The 20,242-nt window shown below is 40.2% G+C and carries 17 protein-coding genes and 1 pseudogene; 4 read left to right on the top strand and 14 right to left on the bottom strand.

Annotation, left to right across the window (positions count from 1 at the left end; all coding sequences use genetic code 11):
• Nucleotides 1-5: 5 nt before the first annotated feature.
• The 4 genes from FLL45_RS00065 to FLL45_RS00080 all read left to right on the top strand — a co-directional run bounded on the left by FLL45_RS00065 (nt 6) and on the right by FLL45_RS00080 (nt 4,019).
• Nucleotides 6-803, top strand: a complete 798-nt coding sequence (locus tag FLL45_RS00065) for a 3'-5' exonuclease family protein (protein WP_142887759.1) — start codon at nt 6-8, stop codon at nt 801-803.
• Between the two features lie 19 nt (nt 804-822).
• On the top strand, nt 823-1,389 hold the full coding sequence (locus tag FLL45_RS00070; protein ID WP_142887760.1) for an imm11 family protein: 567 nt from the start codon (nt 823-825) through the stop codon (nt 1,387-1,389).
• Between the two features lie 200 nt (nt 1,390-1,589).
• Nucleotides 1,590-2,276, top strand: a complete 687-nt coding sequence (locus FLL45_RS00075; protein WP_142887761.1) for a hypothetical protein — start codon at nt 1,590-1,592, stop codon at nt 2,274-2,276.
• A 324-nt stretch (nt 2,277-2,600) separates the two neighbouring features.
• Nucleotides 2,601-4,019 (top strand): type VI secretion system contractile sheath domain-containing protein, encoded by a 1,419-nt coding sequence (locus FLL45_RS00080; RefSeq protein ID WP_142887762.1) that lies wholly within the window; start codon nt 2,601-2,603, stop codon nt 4,017-4,019.
• A gap of 132 nt (nt 4,020-4,151) precedes the next feature.
• On the opposite strand, the gene FLL45_RS00085 is transcribed toward FLL45_RS00080, so the two are convergent.
• The 14 genes and pseudogenes from FLL45_RS00085 to tssB form a co-directional block, all read right to left on the bottom strand.
• Nucleotides 4,152-4,712 carry a hypothetical protein gene (locus FLL45_RS00085; RefSeq protein WP_142887763.1) on the bottom strand — a complete coding sequence of 187 codons (561 nt, stop codon included), beginning with the start codon at nt 4,710-4,712 and terminating at the stop codon, nt 4,152-4,154.
• Between the two features lie 4 nt (nt 4,713-4,716).
• On the bottom strand, nt 4,717-5,079 hold the full coding sequence (locus FLL45_RS00090; protein ID WP_142887764.1) for a L,D-transpeptidase family protein: 363 nt from the start codon (nt 5,077-5,079) through the stop codon (nt 4,717-4,719).
• A gap of 2 nt (nt 5,080-5,081) precedes the next feature.
• Nucleotides 5,082-5,435, bottom strand: coding sequence for a hypothetical protein (locus FLL45_RS00095; RefSeq protein ID WP_142887765.1), 354 nt, complete (start codon nt 5,433-5,435; stop codon nt 5,082-5,084).
• Nucleotides 5,436-5,454: 19 nt separating this feature from the next.
• Entirely contained in the window at nt 5,455-6,078 is a 624-nt protein-coding gene (locus FLL45_RS00100) for a tetratricopeptide repeat protein (RefSeq protein WP_142887766.1), read from the bottom strand.
• A gap of 18 nt (nt 6,079-6,096) precedes the next feature.
• The gene (locus tag FLL45_RS00105; RefSeq protein ID WP_142887767.1) at nt 6,097-8,895 is read right to left on the bottom strand and encodes a tetratricopeptide repeat protein; all 2,799 of its coding nucleotides are present in this window, start codon (nt 8,893-8,895) and stop codon (nt 6,097-6,099) included.
• Nucleotides 8,896-8,901: 6 nt separating this feature from the next.
• Nucleotides 8,902-10,341, bottom strand: a complete 1,440-nt coding sequence (locus FLL45_RS00110) for a tetratricopeptide repeat protein (protein WP_142887768.1) — start codon at nt 10,339-10,341, stop codon at nt 8,902-8,904.
• A 56-nt stretch (nt 10,342-10,397) separates the two neighbouring features.
• Nucleotides 10,398-13,091, bottom strand: coding sequence for a type VI secretion system ATPase TssH (gene tssH, locus FLL45_RS00115; RefSeq protein WP_142887769.1), 2,694 nt, complete (start codon nt 13,089-13,091; stop codon nt 10,398-10,400).
• A 107-nt stretch (nt 13,092-13,198) separates the two neighbouring features.
• Nucleotides 13,199-14,335, bottom strand: a complete 1,137-nt coding sequence (gene tssG / locus FLL45_RS00120; RefSeq protein WP_142887770.1) for a type VI secretion system baseplate subunit TssG — start codon at nt 14,333-14,335, stop codon at nt 13,199-13,201.
• Entirely contained in the window at nt 14,299-16,134 is a 1,836-nt protein-coding gene (gene tssF, locus FLL45_RS00125) for a type VI secretion system baseplate subunit TssF (protein WP_142887771.1), read from the bottom strand. The genes tssG and tssF overlap by 37 nt, the downstream gene beginning before the upstream one ends.
• Entirely contained in the window at nt 16,134-16,625 is a 492-nt protein-coding gene (gene tssE, locus FLL45_RS00130) for a type VI secretion system baseplate subunit TssE (RefSeq protein WP_142887772.1), read from the bottom strand. Before tssE ends, tssF begins: the two co-directional genes overlap by 1 nt.
• Before the next feature lie 16 nt (nt 16,626-16,641).
• The gene (locus FLL45_RS22940) at nt 16,642-16,995 is read right to left on the bottom strand and encodes a hypothetical protein (RefSeq protein WP_281282188.1); all 354 of its coding nucleotides are present in this window, start codon (nt 16,993-16,995) and stop codon (nt 16,642-16,644) included.
• Between the two features lie 33 nt (nt 16,996-17,028).
• Nucleotides 17,029-18,153 (bottom strand): annotated as a pseudogene (gene tssC, locus FLL45_RS22875) (type VI secretion system contractile sheath large subunit); the annotation flags it as partial.
• Nucleotides 18,154-18,215: 62 nt separating this feature from the next.
• On the bottom strand, nt 18,216-19,706 hold the full coding sequence (gene tssC / locus FLL45_RS00140; protein WP_142887773.1) for a type VI secretion system contractile sheath large subunit: 1,491 nt from the start codon (nt 19,704-19,706) through the stop codon (nt 18,216-18,218).
• Nucleotides 19,706-20,230 (bottom strand): type VI secretion system contractile sheath small subunit, encoded by a 525-nt coding sequence (gene tssB / locus FLL45_RS00145; protein ID WP_142887774.1) that lies wholly within the window; start codon nt 20,228-20,230, stop codon nt 19,706-19,708. The genes tssC (FLL45_RS00140) and tssB overlap by 1 nt, the downstream gene beginning before the upstream one ends.
• Between the last annotated feature and the right edge of the window lie 12 nt (nt 20,231-20,242).

Genomic DNA, 20,242 nt, shown 5'->3' on the forward strand with positions numbered 1-20,242 from the left:
CAACGATGACCCAGATAGGTGAGTTAATAGCGATTTCAAACATTGCCGATGACAAAGTGAAGTGTCCTTTTTGTCCGGATAAAAATTTGGATGATTGTAAATCCAAAGAAGATGAAAAATTAGACTTAAAAGTTAAGAGTAAACCGAGCCAGTTGAACGTTACCCGACTCAGTCCTAAAGGCGATTTTGATTACACAACGGCACAACATCATTTAATTTCGGCGAAACAATGTTACGCCAAGTTAAAGCGGTTAGTACGAATGGGCGCAATAGCCAAATATGATATCAATGATCCGCCAAATGGAATTGCGCTACCAACGGTTGCCAATAATCTCAGATACACAGTAGGTAACTCAACTAAGAAAAAATATGGCGGTCTATCACCAGCCGAGAAAAAGACAGTTGCGTTTTCTGTGATGCAAACGGAAGGCGCTCAGTGGCACGTAGGACACCATGCAGTCACCGTTGAATTACATGAAAATTGGGCCAATGAAGAAGAAGACACGCCCTGGCGTCGTGGACATTTGGTCTCTTATGATAATGAAGTGATCAACAAACTATTAAAGTTACTCGCTAAATTTGAGCCAGAAGGTCACTGTGATGAAGAGAAACCAGACAATTTTAAAAAGGAAATGGATGCGCTAAGTAAGGAAATTAAGGGCAAACTAGAAAAATTTAAGACTAAACGTCCTGGTGATAGCTCGCCATTTTTTGTTTCGCAGCTTGCTGCAGATTATGCGAAAAGCACAGAAACTGTACCTCAAGTTAACGTTAATCAACGCAGTAGATCAAAGAAAAAATGATTGAATTGGAGTTTATAAATTGAAATATTACATTATGAGGCAGTACACCTTAATTGAAGGAAGTCCTGCTATAGACGGCGTACCTGATAATGTCGATTCTCTTGAATGGATTCAAGGCAAAGCAATGACAAACCCTTCAGATGAGGGGCCATTAATATTAGATCTTGCCTTAGAGAGCGGAGATTATCGAGGAGATATTATTGACGGATTTCTAACGTTGTATTCTGACGAGTTAAAAGACGCGCTTGAGAAATTCGGCATTGACAACGTTAAATTCTATCCAGTTCGACTAAGGGATCAAGACACGAATGAAACTGAAGGTGGATATTGGCTAGCAAACATACTAGGTTTACTGGATTGCGTTGATTTAAATAAGAGCAAAGTCAAACCATGGACAACGGGCATTGGTTATGATTTTTTATCAATGGTAATTGACGAGTCTAAAACTAATGGGTTGAAAATATTTCGGCTAAAAGATGACCCGACTAAAGTGATAATTAGCGAAGAAGTAAAAGCTCATCTTGAAAGTTCTGACTGTCTTTATGGCGTTGAGTTAACTTTAACCGAAGATTATTCGGATTGGTAAAGCGACTTGGTATGAGAGATATACCTGTTTGAGTCAAAGCTGGTTTACCGAGATACTTATAAATGGGTATTGAGAATCGTTCAGGGTTTGTGGACAATACCGTCAAAACCGACGCATAGAATATTCTGTCTGTGTGTCGAAAATCGATATAACAATCATGGAAATGAGCTTAAGCACAGTATTAAGACGAGGAGAATTCAATGACAACTAAGAGAGTACTGGCAACTAATGATCATGGAGGGCCAATAAAGCTATCTCCAGGTGATACTATTTATGCCAACCATACTGGCGCAAACTTGAAAGTACTTAAGACATTGACGGTTAATTTACAAGAGTGGCCGCATTTGTCACAAGAAGTTTTGGCCAAATATGAACAAGCCGTTATAAAAGATCCAAATTTGAGTGGTGTACCAGCTGAAATCCGTGACCATCCTGTGCACGGTATGACTTATCAATTTCCACTTAATGAGTCAAAATATATCGAGGGGTTCGATATTTCAAAGGGTGGACGAGCTTTCACAATGTATCCTCGATTAGCCAATTCTACCACTAACCAACTTGAACGCTTTATTCAAGGAACGGCGTTGAGAGGCTCAACAGGAGATATGCGAGAAAATCATGTGCAACATTCGCATATTCATCCGAAAGGACTACCACACAAAGTCCATATAAGTGCTCACAAACATTTTGTTTTTCCTAATGGCGCAAAAATCGAGCGAATGCAAGTTGCTCAAATTGTGCAAAAAGCTGTAGAGCTTGGCCTCATTTACCCTCCTGGCTATGAGTCTACACTTGTGGGCAGAGATATTCAGAAAAACCCAAGATTGGGGAATGCTCAACGTGGTTCTTATGAGCAAAAGTTGATGGCTAGTATTATTATTCAATAACCAATGAGTGAAGAAAGGTTATTTTATCTAGTATTTAATTGATTTTTTAGTATTAGATTAATGACACCAAGTTTCACTGCTCTTATGAAAGCCTAGCTCGGAATAGCTGGGCTTTTTTATTGTGAATGCTCTTACAAGGCGAAACCACAAGCCTAGGCGCAACTGATAATCAAGTCAAAGCGATTATCTCTCTTTATAAAATAATAAAAGCAAAGTTTATTATTTTAAATCATGGATTTAACCCGTAGCAATCAGTGAGTCGCTGCGCTAATATGAAACAACTCATCATCATTCAATTTTAAAGAACGAGGTCGAAAAACTATTATGAGCAGAGATAATAAATGCCATATCTTGATCCTTGGGGATTTTAGTGGTCGAGATAACCTTAGTTTGAATGACGTTCAGTCTTTAAAAACGAGAAAGGTATTTGAAGTCGACAGAGACAATATCGATGAAATTTTTCAGCGAATGTCAGTTAAATACCATTCACCTCTCGCAGAGGAGGAGCTCGTATTTAAGGAAATGGATGATTTACATCCTGATTTTATTTACGAGAATGTAGAATTATTTAGTCGTCTGCGAGTTTTGAAAAGAAAATTAAATAATCCGCAAACTTTCAATGCGGCCGCCGATGAGATCTATCAATGGTCTCAGCAAAAAGAGACTCAGCCTGACGATAAATCGTCGAGTATTGTTGCCCAGCAAAATGAAGCCAACCAAGGAGAGGGCTCTATCCTTGAGAATGTATTGAGTAATAGTCAGACGAGTAATGACAATTCCGCTTTTGATATTCAGGCGCTTATTAAAGATATCGTCGCGCCTTATGTACAGCCCAAACCCGACCCGAGATTAGAGGAACTGTTAGCAACGATAGACGACGCTACCAGCAACTTAATGAGACAACTGCTACACGATGGTGCGTTTCAAAATATTGAGTCTGTATGGCAAAGTCTAAATTTGCTAGTAAGGCGAATTGAAACGACCAACTCGATGAAGATCTTTATCGCAGATGTTAGTCAGAAAGAGCTTATCGAAGATAGCGTTAATGACTTTGAACAAAGTGGTTTATATCAACTTATCGTATCAAGCCGAAGCTCAATCGGTGATACACCATATAATCTGGTCATGCACACTGACCGATTCGGGCAGGATATCAAAGATATTGAAGCTTTGCAGCACCTCAGTAAGGTTGCTTCAAAAGGTAGTGCTGTCGCAGTTACCTCGGTAACCGAACGGCTTGCGGGCTGTGAAAGCCTGGCGCTTACCCCTGACCTTCAAGAATGGGGCTATACGCAGAATCAAAAAGAACGAGAGCTATGGGAAGCGTTCAGAAAAACGCCAGAAGCAGCACATTTAATCGCTGTTGCTCCAAGATATTTAAGCCGAATGCCTTATGGTCAGAAAAGCATGCCAATAGAAAGTTTTCGCTTTGAGGAGCTTGATGTTGATAATCGGCAATCGGGTTATTTGTGGAGCAGTGGGGCTTGGTTAGTCGTTTTACTTATGGCTCAAAACTTCAGCACACGGGATAGTTTACTGGCGATCCGTCAATGTGAGGTCGATAATTTACCGTTGCATGTTTACGATGAAGATGGTGAGTCAATGGTAACTCCGTGTGCAGAAGTTAATATGTCTGATAAGGTATTTGAAGCACTTAAAGAAGTCGGAATCTGTTGTATTCGTTCAATAAAAAACAAAGATAGCGTGTTGATTCCTGGAATTAATACGGTTGGTTATAAGTAGGCTGTTAAACAATCAAAAAAGACGAATGAAAAACAACTAATATAACAATAGCCTCGCGGGCCACTTACTTTTTTATCTGCGTAATTAAAAGCTGTTTTTCTAATAGGACGAAACTAGAATTCAATTTTGCGCTTAATTGAAGTGCTTTAAACAGCGGTTCGAGTTTTCTGGGGTTAGTTCGCGGGAAAAAATCGGTTGATTATCTTGTAAAAAATCATTCCGGTTAATCTTTTGTTGATCTTCAAAACTAAAATAAGCATTTAATCGCGAACAGTTGGCATCAATTAAAAAAGGGGACTGCTCTAAGACCACTAAGAATGCTTTTCTATTTTTTAAGTACAGGGGCAATAAATCAGTAGCTAAATACTCTTGAAAAGCGGCAGAGTTTCTTTCTTTTGCGTAAAACGCGAAGAACATAATAGCCTTTAAATTTTTCTCACTAAGTTGACCATTGGCGTCTTTCATTTCAATATTTTTAATATAGATAGACTCTAGTGCTTTGAACTCTTTAAGCTCGTCAAATTTTTGATTACCTTCTGCATCGGTATAGGTAAAGCGTTTTTTATTGTCATCGACTAATGCACTAAGCAGTATCTCGTAATCATTAAGTTGACTTTGATTCGTCTCGGAGACTGGGTTATTTTTGCACGCTGTTGTGAGTAATAAAGCGAAAAGTAAGAATACGCCCTTCATAGGATTATCCTGTGACTGTTACGGTAACATTCCGTCCATCTTTCGGTGTGATTAAATTATATATTTCAATCATCTTTGCTTCATCGATAACGATACAGCCATCGGACCATTTCTGATAAGGCACCTTACCCATATGAATAAAAATCCCAGAGAATCCGGGAACGCCAGGAATAAATACGGCTTCACGAGGATCGCCCTTAGAGTTTTTCTTTCTCGACATTCTAGTTGCCGAGCAGTCTTTATAAGTTTTTGCTGGTATTTTCTTATCTTTATTCCAATAGCACTTAGTGGTGATAGTCTTGTTTGCACCAGTAAAAGTTAGTACACCGCTATCTTGCGACCGATTGACATTGATAAGGTAAGTCATTATCACTCCTGTGTTTGATTGTCCGTTTTCAAATCGAGATTAAATTCCGATGGTTTCATCGGGTCAAATAAATCACCATATAGACTATGCAAAACCAAACGTTGTTGGCTTTTGCTGCCTTTTTTCTTTTTAGGGTCTTGCCATGGGACGATAAATAGTACTTTAGGTAACTCTTTATTACCTTGTATTGTAAGTGTTTTAAGCTTGATATTGTCTTTATTATCTCGATTTTTACTTTGATTTTCTTGTATATCGGTATTGTCAGATGATTCTGCGAGGACAAAACTCGAGCCACAAATTGATAATGTAACCATTAGCAATAAGCTGATATATCTTAGATTCGTTAAATTAAACATAATACTTTTACTGTTTCTGTTATCGCAAAGTCGCTTCCAATTGTTCGAGCCAATTGAGCGTTTCTTCGTCGGTGTTTTGAGTGAGTTCAGAATATTTTCGATAATGTAAAGCCGCTTTATTTATATCTTGTAAGTAAATATCGTACAACAATGCTAAGTTATAATGCGCATTCGAATAAGTATCATCGATATCAATAGCTTGCTTAAAGTAACTTTCAGCCTCAGCCAATTGTCTGTCATGAATCGCGATAAGTCCCAATAAATTAAGTGCTTTGGTTAGTTTTGGATTGAGCTCCAAAGATCTTGTTAATAGCTTCTCGGCTTCGTCAGGCTTTTTCTGAATCAGTTTGATAAGCCCAAGGTTAGCCCATGGGCCAGAGAGTTCGGGGTTACTTTGGTTTAGGTCTTTCAATATGAACTCAGCCTTGGCATAGTCTTTCTTATCAAGCGCAGTCAATGCTTCATTATAAGCTTCTTTTTGTTGTGCTGTTGGGCCTAACTTCTCAGGGGTGCCTTGACTTGCTTGCGATTCAGTCAAAGTCTTATTTGCACTACAGCCGCTCAAAATTAACATAGTTATCAAAGATAACCTTACTAGTGCTGCTCTTAGAACCATCAACTTTGTACTTTTTATCTCATTCATTTCGATACACTTAAAAACTTATTCTAATGTTTCAATATATCCGTCAATTTTACTCTTTCTCCCATATTTTACAGGAAACAATGTTTTTAGCTCTGACAGACTTTTACTTACCCAGTCATCAAAAATATTATTCTTAATACGAGATAAGTTGACTTCATAAAATTCAATCGCTTTATCTTCAAACGGAAACGCCTGGTCTTCTAACAAAATATTGTATTGTTCCAGTTCTTCACCTTGTAAACTCTTAGGTCTTTCGGAGTTTAGCAAGGCTTGACTAAAGTCTTGATAGATTCTTGCGATTGCATAGGTAGATTCGGTTGTCGCATCAGGAATACCATAAGAAGACGCTCGCCCAAAGAGCTTTACTGCAGACTGCATGGCATTTTTCTTACGTCGCAAATTCACTTTAAAGGGGGCGACAAGTTTGTGACTGCGGAACTCATTATTTTTGTCTCTTGCCATCTGCAGTGCTGTCATGGATGCAATATAGTTCGTCCTGTCGGTTCTATCTTCTTTGGATGAGCTTTTATCTGCTTTTAGAATTCGACTTTGCCACTTGGATACATTTTTTGAATTTTTTGATAATGCAAAAAGCTCGACTAACTTTGACATCGCTTCCATATTTTGCGCGTAGGGCTGTCGATAAGTGTCTGCATATTTTGAATAAGAACGGATAGCAGATGCAATATCACCCTTAGATTCGTAAAGCTCTGCGGCTTGCCATAAAGCAGTCATTTGTATGTCTCGACTCTTTTCGAAGCTAGAAATCTTTTCAAACTGCTCTGCGGCTTTGATTTTTTGATCGGAATTTAAATACGCAATTGATAGTTTTTTGGTTAAATCTTGATTGTATTTACTTTTGGGATAAAGCTTTTGGAATCGTTGAATTGAGCTAACAGTTTGTTCCCATTGTTGAGTATTTACCATTAGCGATATGCCATCATACATACCCGTTGCGGCTATTTCTGATGTGTTTGCGATATCGGAAATTCGCATGAAATGATGGATCGCTTCACCTTTATCGGTATCTTGTATTTTAGTCCCTTGTCGATAAATAGATAGCGCAAGTCTGTTGGTAAACTCTTTTTTAGTTTTCGACGTAATTTGAGGGTAAGTGAGTAACGATTTATATGCTGACTCGGCCTCTGCATATTGGTCGAGTCTGAAATAAGCCTGTGCTTTTAGAGTATGGATTTTATAAGCATCTTGGCTGTTACTGATTTCGTTCTTTAGTAAACTGGCTAATTTAATGGTACTTTCAAATTGCGAATTGGTATAGGCGAGTTGCGTCGCATTGGCGATAATATTACTAATGCGATTATCTTCTGGGTATAGCTCTGCGAAACGCTCAACGTATCTCAGATGTTTATTTAAAATCACGCCCTTTTCAGCTGACTTAGTTGTTTTGTAAAGTTTATCGGTTAAGGTAATCGTCAGATATGAGGATTGTTTATCGAGTATCAGTTCATCGTCATAGGCAGCTAACTCATAATAATTTAGTGCCTTAGTTAGGTTACTGTTCTGACGTAACAGTTCTGCGAAGTTAAAATAAACTTTATCTTGACGAGCATAGGACTCATAGTCGTTTAAGTAGCGTTGATACCAAGTTGCAGCTTTAGTATAGTTTTCTGTTAATTCATTCTTTTGGTAGCGAGAATGATAATACTCAGACATGAGTAACACATATTCTTTTATCGATTGGTGAATTCGCTTCTTCTTATTCACATCATCAAAATTTTTCCAATAGGTATTGTTGACATGATACTTCTGATATAGCGCTTCTATCGCACTAAATAAATTCTTCGAGAATCCTCCTGCTTGCCAGTTGTTGACGATTTTTAATTGTGCAGAGGGCAGATGTATCGATTGAGGATATTGTTTAATAAACTCGTTTAAAACGTTCACGGAATCTGAATACCTTTCTTGCTTCAGATAAATATCACTTAAAACCGAATAGGTGTGATACAAATATTGATTATCAGGTTTATCTTGAAAAAACTCATGGAGGTAACTTGCACCACCTAGGTTGGCAACGGTTAGTGCTATTGCTCTAAAGTATTCATCAAAACGCTCTCGCTCTGATTTATTTAGAGTCTCGATTTCCCCAAAATTATGATAGGTTAAAGCCTGAGAATAATCGTCGATCGCGTCTTCATAATAGGCTTGCTTAAACCGCGACCAGCCACGCTTAAAAAGGGCTTTTTCGTAAAAAATTTCATTTTTAGGCGCAATGATGACTTCGGTATATGCGCCTTCCGCTGCATCGTAATCCGTAAGACTAAAGTAGTGCTCAGCTATTCTAAACTGAGTTTCAATGTAATAACGTGAATTCGGATACTCCGTAGATAATTGTAATAATTTGGAAAATGATTTTTCACTTTGGCCTAGTTGATCATAGGCTTTCGCGAGTTGATAAAGGATTTTATCGTTGCCTTTTGCTTTTGGGTAGTCGCGTAATGATAGAGTATATAATTCCACCGACTTTTTTATTTGCTGAGTATATCGCTCGTCTTCCAGTTGTTCAGCATCAGAAGGCTGCTCTTCAGATTGCGAAAGTGAAATTCGATTACTTACATCAAACTCGAGCTCGGCTAAACGCTCTAGCGCCAATTTACGCGATTTGTCGGACTTCGGGGTAGTTGATAGATATCTTTGGTAAGCTTTTCGAATTTCGTCCGCAGACTTGGGCGCGGTGGCCTGGTTTTTAAGAAGACTGGGATTTGCGACTTTATCTACAGAGCGAAGTGTCGGTCTGATTTCTTGTGAAGTACAAGCCGATAAAAGCACGCTGAAAAATAGTATTCGGGTAAATTTCATTAAAGGTTACTCAGGCTCTTTATCGTATAGTTGAGCAACACCGAAATGTGCTTGACTTAAATAACTTTGGACAGCGTCTATTCTATGCTGAATAGTTTTGTTGAAAATCTCGACTAATAGTTCGGACTGCTTTTTTTCGAGTATATCTAGCTTTTTAGAAACAGTGCTAACCTGACTGAGTTTGCGTAACTTTTTAGTTTCAGCAAAATTTGAAAAAAAGTAACTTGGATAGTGTTCACTCAGATTGTAATCGATTCCACCGATAGTTAACTTGCCGGAGACTGGCTCAACAAGATGGTCATTCAATATTGCTTGACTGTTATCCATTAGCTGTCGCAATACACTAAGTTTATTTTGATAATGATTTATTGCCAGCGTATAGCTGGAGTTCGCTGTCTCATATTGCTCTAAGTTTTTATAAATATGTGGCAACAGTAGGTATGATTCTTCAACGACAAGCTCTTGAGTCTCTTTTTTATTTAAAATGGAAGCCGCATTGAGCGCTCCGAGACTATCTTCTTGACCGATAGCCGCTAAGCTAATTCCCAGCAAAGCCATACTCGCATATTGACTATCCAGGCTGATATTTCTAAACGACTCTCTGGATTCACGATAATACTCTTTATTCAGCAGTGAAAACCCCAATATTAATGATAATCGGTTAACTAATTCCTCGTTATTAGTAATTGCAGGCTGCTTTAACAAACGTTTAATCAGAATATGGGCATCAGTCCACCAATCTTGTCTAATGTAAGCCAGTGCAGTATTGAGCTGGGCTAGCGGGAAGTGTGTCGAGCTTTCAGGAATGTTTTCGTAAGATTTAATCGCTTTTCGGTGCTGTTTTTGTTTTTGCAGTGCGATACCAACAAGCAGAGCGGCACGGTGAGCGTTTTCAGGGGTCAATTCTTCGAAATCAATATCAAGTGAGGATAGTACCTGTTGCCATTGGTTTCTATGATCGTAATAGTCAGCAAAAATTAAGCCGAGATTTGAAACATAGTACTGCTCTCCAACTGAATCAATAATCCCTTTAAGTCTAATTGCCGTTTGGTAATCATGATTATCGAGTAGTGTTTTAATGACTTGTAGAATGACATCATCATTAATGTTTAATTCGAGCATATTCAAGTTGGCGTGGATAAAGGAAACCGCTTCGACATTATCTTGGCGAGCAACCATCGCGGAAAAGGTTGATGAAAAAGTCTCGAAATTTTGCGCTAAGTTTTTTTCTGAGATCATCGCCCTAGCTTGGTGATTGTAAAACTCGGTGATTAAGCTTTTAAACTCAGCATCTAACTGACTGATTTTTTCGGCCGTTTCATCTGACGCATTTAAATTAAGCGAGTAAAACGAGAGGCATACTAGCTGAAAAATGAATAACAGTCTTAGCGTAAAAATATTGTTGGGACGACAAACAGAAAAAGTCATACAGGTTATAGGATTCATGCTTTTGAAAGTAACCGATTTGGCCCTCGCTTAGAGAAGCGAGGGCTTTTTTTAGCTTAACTAATTTCGTAGTTAAACGCACCTTCTTCAGTTGCAGTTATATGGATATGGCTAATCGAATCGCCGTTGGCCATTTTTGACAAACACTCGCTAGCCAAAGCAGGTAACACAGTTCTGGTCAGTATATTTTCGATATTTCTTGCCCCTGTATCAACTTCCTGACTTCTGGCAACAATGTGAAGTAATACATCATCATCATAGGTGAAGTCCGCATCATAATGATTGCGAACACGTTTTTTGATTTTAGACATATTAATTTTGCAAATTTTCAATAGATTTTCATCGGAAAGCGGATAGTACGGAATCACCGTTGAACGCCCGAGGAAAGCTGGCTTGAAATACTTAAGCAATTGCGGTCTAAAGTTGTCCAACAGAATTTCTGGTTCTGGCAACTCTTCACCTGCAGCACAAATCGCACGAATATGCTCTTCACCTGCATTAGAGGTCATAATGATCACCGTATTTCTGAAATCAATGTCGCGACCTTCACCATCTTTAATGGTACCTTTATCAAACAGATTGTAGAAAATATCTTGTACGCCTGGATGTGCTTTTTCCATCTCATCTAAAAGCACAACGCTATAAGGTTTTCTGCGTACTGCTTCGGTTAGCACGCCACCTTCACCATAACCGACGTAGCCTGGAGGAGAACCAAGGAGCATTGAGACTTTATGTTCTTCTTTGAATTCTGACATATTAATGGTAGTGATGTTTTGCTCTCCACCGTACAACATGTCAGCCAAAGCCAGCGCAGTCTCGGTCTTACCGACACCACTTGATCCCACCATAAAAAAGACACCAATCGGCTTTCTTGGATCTGTTAAGCCAGCTCTTGAAGTACGAATGCTCTCTGCAATCGCATTCAGTGCGTGGTCTTGACCGATAACGCGCTCTTGTAATTTTTCACTTAAATTCAGAATAGAGTTTATTTCGTCTGAAACCATTTTACCGACAGGAATACCGGTCCAATTTGCGACGACTTCAGCGATGGCTTGGCTGCCAACGTTCACTTGAATCATTGGATCTTCGCCTTGCGTTTCTTCCAACTTAGACATCAAATCATGTAAGTCTGACTTAATTTTTTCTCGATCGGCTTCTTCGAGTAAATTGGGGGCATCTTCTTTAGCTAACTCTTCTTCAGAAAGCTTCTGCGCGTGAAAATCTTCTTCAATTTGTTTTTGCAATTCATGAATATTGTTAACGATATTATTTTCTTCTTCCCACTGGGCTTCCTGAACTTTTAAAAATGCTTCTAACTCTTTTTGCTCTTCTTTAAGCGCATCAATGCGTTCGTCATTATTGCCTAAGGTCGCATTTTCTCTTTCCAGAGATGTGATAGTGGTGCCGCATTGAGTGATACGTCTTCTGGTGTCATCGATAGCAGCAGGTGTTGCGCTTTGACTCAGCGCGACACGCGCACAAGCGGTATCAAGCAAGCTAACTGATTTATCGGGTAGTTGTCGTGCAGTAATATAACGGGCAGAAAGTTTAACCGAATCGACGATAGCTTCGTCCATGATGCGCACCCCATGATGAGCTTGGAGCATTTCCGAAATCGAGCGCATCATGTTGATCGCTTTATCTTCCGAAGGTTCTTCTATCTTAACCACTTGGAAACGTCGTGTTAGTGCAGGGTCACGCTCAAAATATTTCTTGTATTCAGCCCAGGTAGTTGCGGCTATGGTACGCAATTCGCCTCGAGCTAGCGCCGGTTTCAGTAGATTAGCTGCATCACCTTGACCTTCTTTTCCACCTGCGCCTATCAAGGTATGGGCTTCGTCGATGAACATGATGATAGGTTCTGGTGAGCTTTTAACTTCTGCAATAACTGATTTTAAACGGTTTTCAAACTCGCCTTTGACACTTGCGCCCGCTTGAAGAAGGCCCAAATCTAGTGAGCGAACAGTGACACCTTTTAAAGGCGTCGGGACGTCACCGGAGGCAATCCGCAGGGCAAAGCCTTCGACAACAGCTGTCTTACCGACACCCGCTTCCCCGGTTAAAATTGGGTTGTTTTGTCTGCGTCGAATCAAGATATCGATTATTTGTCTGATTTCCTCATCTCGACCTAAAATTGGGTCGATTTCGCCGTTTTTAGCTTGTTGGGTGAGGTTGGTGGTAAATTTGTCTAGCGAAGGGGTTTGGCTAGCAACGCTCGGTGCGCCAGCTTGATTTGGTGCACTACTATCGGCTGTTGCTAATGCAGCAGCGGACTCTTCGGTGGATCCGACTATTGATCTTACAAGCTCGCGAATAGATTCTGGTGGGATTTTACTCAGTTCTTTTGAAGTAACATCAGTCGAGCGACGGAGACCGTCATCGAGTAACAAGGCGGCCAGTATATGGACTGATGTCGCCACACCGTGCCCATATTCGACAGAGGCTAAAACCCAGGCGTTCTTCGCTAGGTCGACAATTGTCGGTGAGAGTGCTGGGGCGCGAGAATTACCCGACTTAATCTTGTCGAGCTCTTTGTTGAGCTCTTGCTTTAGTTTACCGGGGTCTACCTCAAATTTACTTAAAACCGCATTGATATCACTGTTGGGAATTTCCAGTAACTTTAAAAGCCAATGTTCAACCTCGACATTGTAGTGGGTTCTCGCCATACATAAGCCTGCGGCTCCTTCGAGCGCCTGTCGGCAAGGTTCATTAAGCTTGTTGACTAGCGATTTTAAGTCTATTGAAACCATAGTATTCCCTTGTATTTATATTTCTAATGAGCCTAAAAATTTTACTCTCATTTGTATTAAAAGATAATGTCGTTAACTAATTTTTTGAGATATTCTTTGCTAATTATTTAAATAAATTGTCTCGATGAAACCGCAATATCGAGTGTTTCTTTTTCCGCATACTCTTGCTTGGACTTACTCACTAACCAAGTATTCCAGCCAATAACCGGTGGTTGTTTTGGATCTAGCTGCGCTTTATCTAAAGTTTCCCGGCGAGTGATTCGAATAATAAAGTCATAATCGTATTCCATCCGAACATACAGTTTAACGATTTCATCTAACGCGAGCAAAGCTTTGGTGCCTGGCCGGAAAGTTTGCGCTTGTTGTTTGTTGAGCGGCCCCAAAATGATGCGAAACTTGCCTTGGGCATGCCAGCCTTTCTTGCCTAGCATGGTTGACTTACCCAATGCATTATTTTGACCTTTTGGGTTAGAACTGCTCGGCAACCTGCTCCTCACGTCATCAATTAAGTCCTGCCATTGACCAACAAACTCTTCTATTTTCACCGGGATATTAAAATGACGCTTTATTATTTGTTGTAATCCGCTTGCAGTTCTGATTTGGTGGGTCAGTAAACCGCTATAAAAAAGTAGAGACTCATCTCGTGTATAGAGTCGGTTGTTTAAAGTCTCGGTTCCTAGGCCGATTAATGACAGCAAAACTTGGGTCGAGGTATCTCGCTTAGCAAACTGTGGTGGATTAAGCTTTTTTCGCTCATACTCAATCGGCAAGTGGTATTTGCTTGATGCTTGGTAAAACAATGAAATGATACGATGATTAAATAAATCTAAAAAATTCTTTAAAGATTCATCTTTCATTTTTAAGCGCTGCAGTATCAATTCAGTGTAGTGATAGGGCAGAACGCCTTGAGTACCGGTTAATCCCATAAAGTTAATGACAACTTGCCACTGGTCGATTCCGTGCTCATCATTTTTATTCAGTTGCTTGGTAATTTTGTTGATTTCGGCCGAAGAAAATCTCAGGGTTTGGCTAGTACGAAAACGCACCGCCTCGGTACAAGGTTGAAAAAAACGTGCTACCGGAAAACCTTTAGTTGATCTCTCTGTAGGCGTTTTACCCTCGGTTTGATTAAATTTTGTTACGCGCTCGAGTAAGCGTACAGCTTGGCTAAAGCTGTATTTGTGGGGTGATGAGGCAAGATCTTGGCTTACAGCAGTATTTTTTCGCCGGCGCGTGGTGGACATTTTTTTAAATAACCTTCTTTACCTTTTAATTTAACTAAAAGGCGAGTAAACGAATTAATAGAGCAGTAAAGTGCAAAAAAGTGCTCTAACACCATTGCAAAAAGATAGCTACTACTACCAGTTAAGTGGGTTCCATCAAGTTCTATTTCGACCTCAACACCTCGGCACATGGTTGCACGTCCGTCGATATTTAACGGGGCGCTGATGGGCTGGGCTGTTACTTTTAGGATCGCCGAGATTAATCCTTGGGTAACCGATGACTCTTTAAAGTCATATAACCTCAAGATTTCTTTTAACGCATTAGTCGGGTCATCGCGACCGGTTAGTGACAGATGATTTAAATTTAAATGAGAGATGAGCCGCCAACGTGCTTGATTTCTTAATGGAGCTCTTACTGTTGAGCTTGGTTGAGTGATACATCTTATTTTTGAACAAGGAGGAGCACTATCCACACCTTGTAATTTGGGTTGATCAAGGTTGTAGGGCAGTCGACTGGGTAAATCTCGATTACTACAAGTGGTTTCCACGGTTAAGGTGTAGTCTTCTGGCAAATTAGGGTTAAAGTGCAAGTCGACCAAGTTTAAAAATACATTGGTGCCTTCGTCTCTTTCGTCGCTACTGAATTTAGCACTGCGCCGATTGGCAAACCAAAAAGCCTCCGAATCGGAGTCTTGGACTTCATGGTTGAGGCCATAAAACGGATAAAATTCTTTAGGGTCACCCGTAGAAGTAGAGCCTGTAACTTTATCAATCGAATAAACTTCATAGCCCATAGGACGCCGATTATCGGCTGTTACTTGGTATTCTATTTCACGATGATCGAGTTTGATCGGTTCTGCTAGATGCTGAAACAAATTAACTACGGGTGTGCAACCCATAGCAAAGGTTTGCTCGGTAATACTATGTTCCAGTTCCACATCTGAAGACTTTAAATAAATATACAGTTCAAGCTGTGATTCTGCATTCTCGCTAATAAAATCGGCGAGGCCTTCGATATCAATAAACATGAATTTCTCAGGAAAGACGAAAAACTCCGTAAGTAATCGGTATCCTTTAAAAGAAGACTCAGGGTAGGGAAGTAAGTTGTCTTCTGGCTCAAACCCGACTGGCTTTATGACATCTTTACCTAAAAATACGCCATGAGTATCTTCTTCACTTAAAGTCATCACTACTTCTAAGCAATCATTTAACAGTAACTCATAAAGTGGGTTAACATGTTGTGATTGACCTTTTAGATAAAAGCGAAATTTATTCGGTTTTAATTCCGAAAAGGTAATCGCATCTGAGAAAGTTTTAAGGGTTAATTTGAGTACTCCGCCTGCACCACGAATATCAGTTGAGCCTGGTGTAGTAAAAGGTCGTCCCATTAAGCTTGCGGCGGATACTTCAATCGGTAACAGCTCAGAATCATAGCAAGTTGAGAAGCGACAGGTTTCCCCTTGAAAAGATTCCGTTTCAATAAGCGTGTCTTTGGAGACCGTATAAGAAGCGTCCAGCTGCTCTGGATCGGGTGTAAATTGTACGATAGACATCGATGGAATAGGGCGCTGATAATGCGGAAACAAAACGCTTAACATTCCGTCACTAAGCTCTGGAAAATCATCATCCAGTTTATGTTGTACCCGAGCGTTTAAATAGGCAAAGCTCTCTATCAGTCTCGATACATGCGGGTCTTCGATGGTATCGGTGCTAACGCCCAGTCGACTCGCAATTTTAGGATGCTCTTTAGAAAACTCCGCGCCCAACTGGCGAATAAAAGCAAGTTCTTTTTCGTAATAGGGGAGTAATTCGTCTGCCATTATCTTACTTCTTCAACATTGACTATTCTGGTAACGGGTTCTAGTAAAGAATCAAAAACAATTTTCTCGGGATGCGGATCCGCATAAACAGTTGCTTCAATACTAAACCTAAGTGTTCGATCTGCGTTATTCTGGTTCTCAACAAATTTAACATTGACAGACTTAAATCGAGGTTCGAAGTCTTTTAATAGCTTCTCTAGGCTTTTTGTGAATTCATTTTTCTTTTGCAAGTCTAAGGTGTTTACTGTTGCCAAATCTGGTAGTCCGTAGTTCAACAGTGACAGTTCCAGTTGTTCCAGCTCTTCTGGTGGCTCTACAACTCGGTAACGAGTATTGAGTAATTTTTCCAAATCGCGTCTGACACTATTTCTTAGTTGCGCTAATTTTTGTTCTCTTCCAGTATCGATTTCCGATTGATTATATGGGTCATCGTCGATCAAACGGTCGAGAATAGAAGGTCGCAGTTTTTTATTTTTATTAATATATGCCATTGATAGTTTTTATATGCTATGTTTTCTGGGTGAGTTCCGTGACTAATTCAAGTTCAGAAATCATTTGATCGAGTTGATAATGCGGTCGTAAATAAATTGAGCAAAAATATTGTCCTGGTTTCTCAGGGTGTTCTTTCACTCTCACGGCAGCTTCATTGAGCGGGTACCTTGCTTGCTCTTCCCAGTCCATTCCCTGATTTCCGGTTGTATATTTGTTAATCCAATTAGTTAAAAAAAACTCACAGTCATCCGCGCTTAAAAACGAGCCGACCTTGTCCCGTATAATCAATTTAATATAGTGTGCAAATCGAGACGCACATAACATATGTTGCAACATAGCTGACAACTTTGCGTTAACATTCGCTTCCATTGTCGCAAGTGATTTTGGTTTTTGTACCGATTGATTACTAAAAAAAGATGCATAGGGTGTATCATAACACTGGCAGAGTGGCATGAAACCTAAATCGCTTAATTCTCTTTCATAAGAATCTGTTATCACGATTTCAGCAAAGGGCTTGTGAATAAGCCCTTCGGCATCTGTTTTAAAATAATCGGCGGTTAACTCGGAAACTAGGCCTCCACCTACATGATTTCTCGGAACTCCACGAATATGACCAAACTAACCAACATTGTTAAACTCCCGAATTAGAATGCCGCCAAAGGCATAACAGGCGTTTCCCCATAAATAATTCTCATTGTTCGGTGTTGCTGATTTTTCATAGAAATACAATCCTTTGTAGCTACCTGGCTTGGTTCGATAAGGCAGGCGCATCATCATCCTCGGCATTGTTAACCCGATAAACCTTGAGTCGACTTTGTCGCGAAATGATCGCCATTGGATGTATTCTTTTTGGCCAAAAATGGTCTCAAGATTTAGTGGTGGTCTTAGTGCGGCAAAATCATCGAGACCGAATAATTCGCAAGAAGCTGATGCAATAAAAGGTGAAAACGCAGCGGCAGCCACCTCAGAAATTGATTGCAATGTTGTAATATCATCGTGTGGGTGACGAGCAGAAGGGCGATGGCTAATTTCATAATCACCGAGAATAACGCCGTATGGCTCGCCACCCGGGGTTCCGTATTCTTCGCTGTAAATTTTGTCAAACAGTTGGCTTTGGTCAAATTCTATGGCGCGTGACATATCCTTGACCACTTCACTCCACTTAATATCAAGGAGTTTAATTTTGACATTTTTAGAGTCTGCAGACTGCTTGACCAAATACTTTAAGCCGCGCCATGAAGCTTCCAATTGTTGAAATCGTCGATGATGAATAATGAGATTGAGTTGCTCATTGATTAATTCATCAATCGTAGAAATCGATTCTTGAATTGCAAAAATGATATCACGAGAGTGCTTTATTCTTTCTTTATTGACATACTCGCTTAGCCAGTAAATTAGTGAATTCTTATCGTTAGTCTCGGTTAGGAAGCTTTCAAGGTTAGTAATATAAGGCGATCGAAGATATAGACTATCAATATCAATTTTTGACTGCGACGGTTTTCCCGTTGATTGTGAAGAAGAAGACATTGATTGCACAAATTAATCCATAATTTGATTGAAAAGGGAGGGCAAAGCCCTCCCTCTAATGCTTATCCTGCTGACGGAATGTTAGCTACAAGTCTTAAGGAAGCTGTCAACTCTTCCATTTGTAACCAAGGGCGTAAATAAGCGACTGCATTATAAACACCGGGTTGGCCTGGGACTTCTTTAACTTCCACTCGAGCATCAGCAAGCGGATAACGCGCTTTCATCTCGGGGCTGGCGCCGGGTGTTCCGTTGACATACTTCTGAACCCAATCGTTTAGCCAACGCTCAGCATCGTCTACTTCCATAAAAGAGCCAATTTTATCTCTCGCCATCACTTTTAAGAAGTGGGCTATTCGCGAGGTGGCCATAATGTAGGGTAGGCGAGCCGAAATTTCCGCGTTTGCTGACGCGTCTGGGTCATCAAATGATTGGGGTTTCTGTGTAGTTTGTCCACCGAAAAATACCGCGTAATCGGTATTTTTATAATGACATAATGGTAAGAAGCCTAATTTACTTAATTCAGCTTCACGGCGATCAGTAATTCCGACTTCTGTCGGACACTTTTGATCCATATCACCATCATCACTGACAAAAACATGGCTAGGTAAACCTTCAACCTTACCACCACCTTCTGCGCCGCGAATACTAGTGCACCAGCCGTACTCTGCAAATGCTTTGGTAAGAGTGGTACCCATAGTATATGCCGCATTCATCCAGCAATAAGAGTCATGAGTACCTTCTAGGTGCTCGCCCTTATCAGTTAAGTTAGCTTCTTCATAATTAAAAGCTTCAACCGGCTTGGTAGACGAACCATAAGGTAAACGCGCTAAAACGCGCGGCATAGTTAGAGAGACGAACCGAGAGTCTTCACTCTCTCTGAAGCTGCGCCATTTAATGTATTCGGCAGAATCGAATATTTTTTCTAGGTCGCGTGGTTTAGAAAGCTCCGTAAAACCATCAAAACCGAACATTTGTGGTGCTGCTGCGGATATAAAGGGACAAAAGCCCGCTGCCGCGATATTAGACATATTGGATAACATATCAATGTCATCCGGGTGAGCAGAAAACTCGTAATCACCAATTAGAGCCGCGTAAGGCTCACCACCAGCAATGCCAAATTCGCTTTCGTAGATTTTTTTGAAAGTTTGGCTTTGGTCGAACTCAACAGCTTTAGCAAGGTCTTTGGAAAGCTCTTTTTTGGTGATATTCATCATGCGAATCTTAAGACCAGTACCGGTTTCAGAATTATGCACCAAGTGATGAAGTCCTCGCCAAGAGCCCTCAAGCTTTTGGAATTTTTCATCTTGCATAATCGCAGCGACTTGTTTTGATAATGTTTGATCAATCGCTTTGATTGCAGCATTGATAGTCACAGTGAGGTTTTTATCCCATTTAACTGTGCCTTCCATTGCTTGCTGCGTAAGATTTTTTAACAACTCTTGTGTTTCATCACGCTCAGTTTGCTTGGTTGCACCGATCGCTTGCTCAAGAAAACTCGCTTCTTGTGCTTCGGCCGCTTCTTGGCCTTCAACTTGTTCTTCGGAATTTGCCATTATTCATCACCCTTATCTTCTGAGTCTTTACCAACGCCTAACTCTTCACTTAATGAAGCTAATGCATCAGTATTACTTAATACTTCTTCAAGAACGCTTTCGAGTTCATCTGAACGATCTGCTTTAGTTAAGAGATCACGCAATTTATTACGTGTTTCCATTAACTTTTTCAGTGGTTCGACGTTCTCAACAACTTTTTGTGGTTCGAAGTCTTCCATATTATTGAACTTAAGATCAACGGAAAGTTCACTGCCATCGCCTTCCAGCGTGTTCTCGACTTTCATATTGACGCCAGGTTCAATTTTATCCATTACTTCGTTAAAATTGTCACGATCGATTTGAGAAAATTTTCTATCCTTAAGCGGCTTTTTGTTTTCGGTATTGTCACCAGAGTAATCTCCCATGACACCCATAACAAATGGAATTTCCTTCTCTGAAACGGCACCATTTGTCTCAACATCATAGGTGATATGGACTCGCGGTTTGCGCACTCGTTTTAATTTATCATGAATACTTTCAGCCATTGTTTTTCCTCT

This window comes from Aliikangiella marina (assembly GCF_007004765.1).
In the GTDB taxonomy this organism is placed as follows: domain Bacteria; phylum Pseudomonadota; class Gammaproteobacteria; order Enterobacterales; family Kangiellaceae; genus Aliikangiella; species Aliikangiella marina.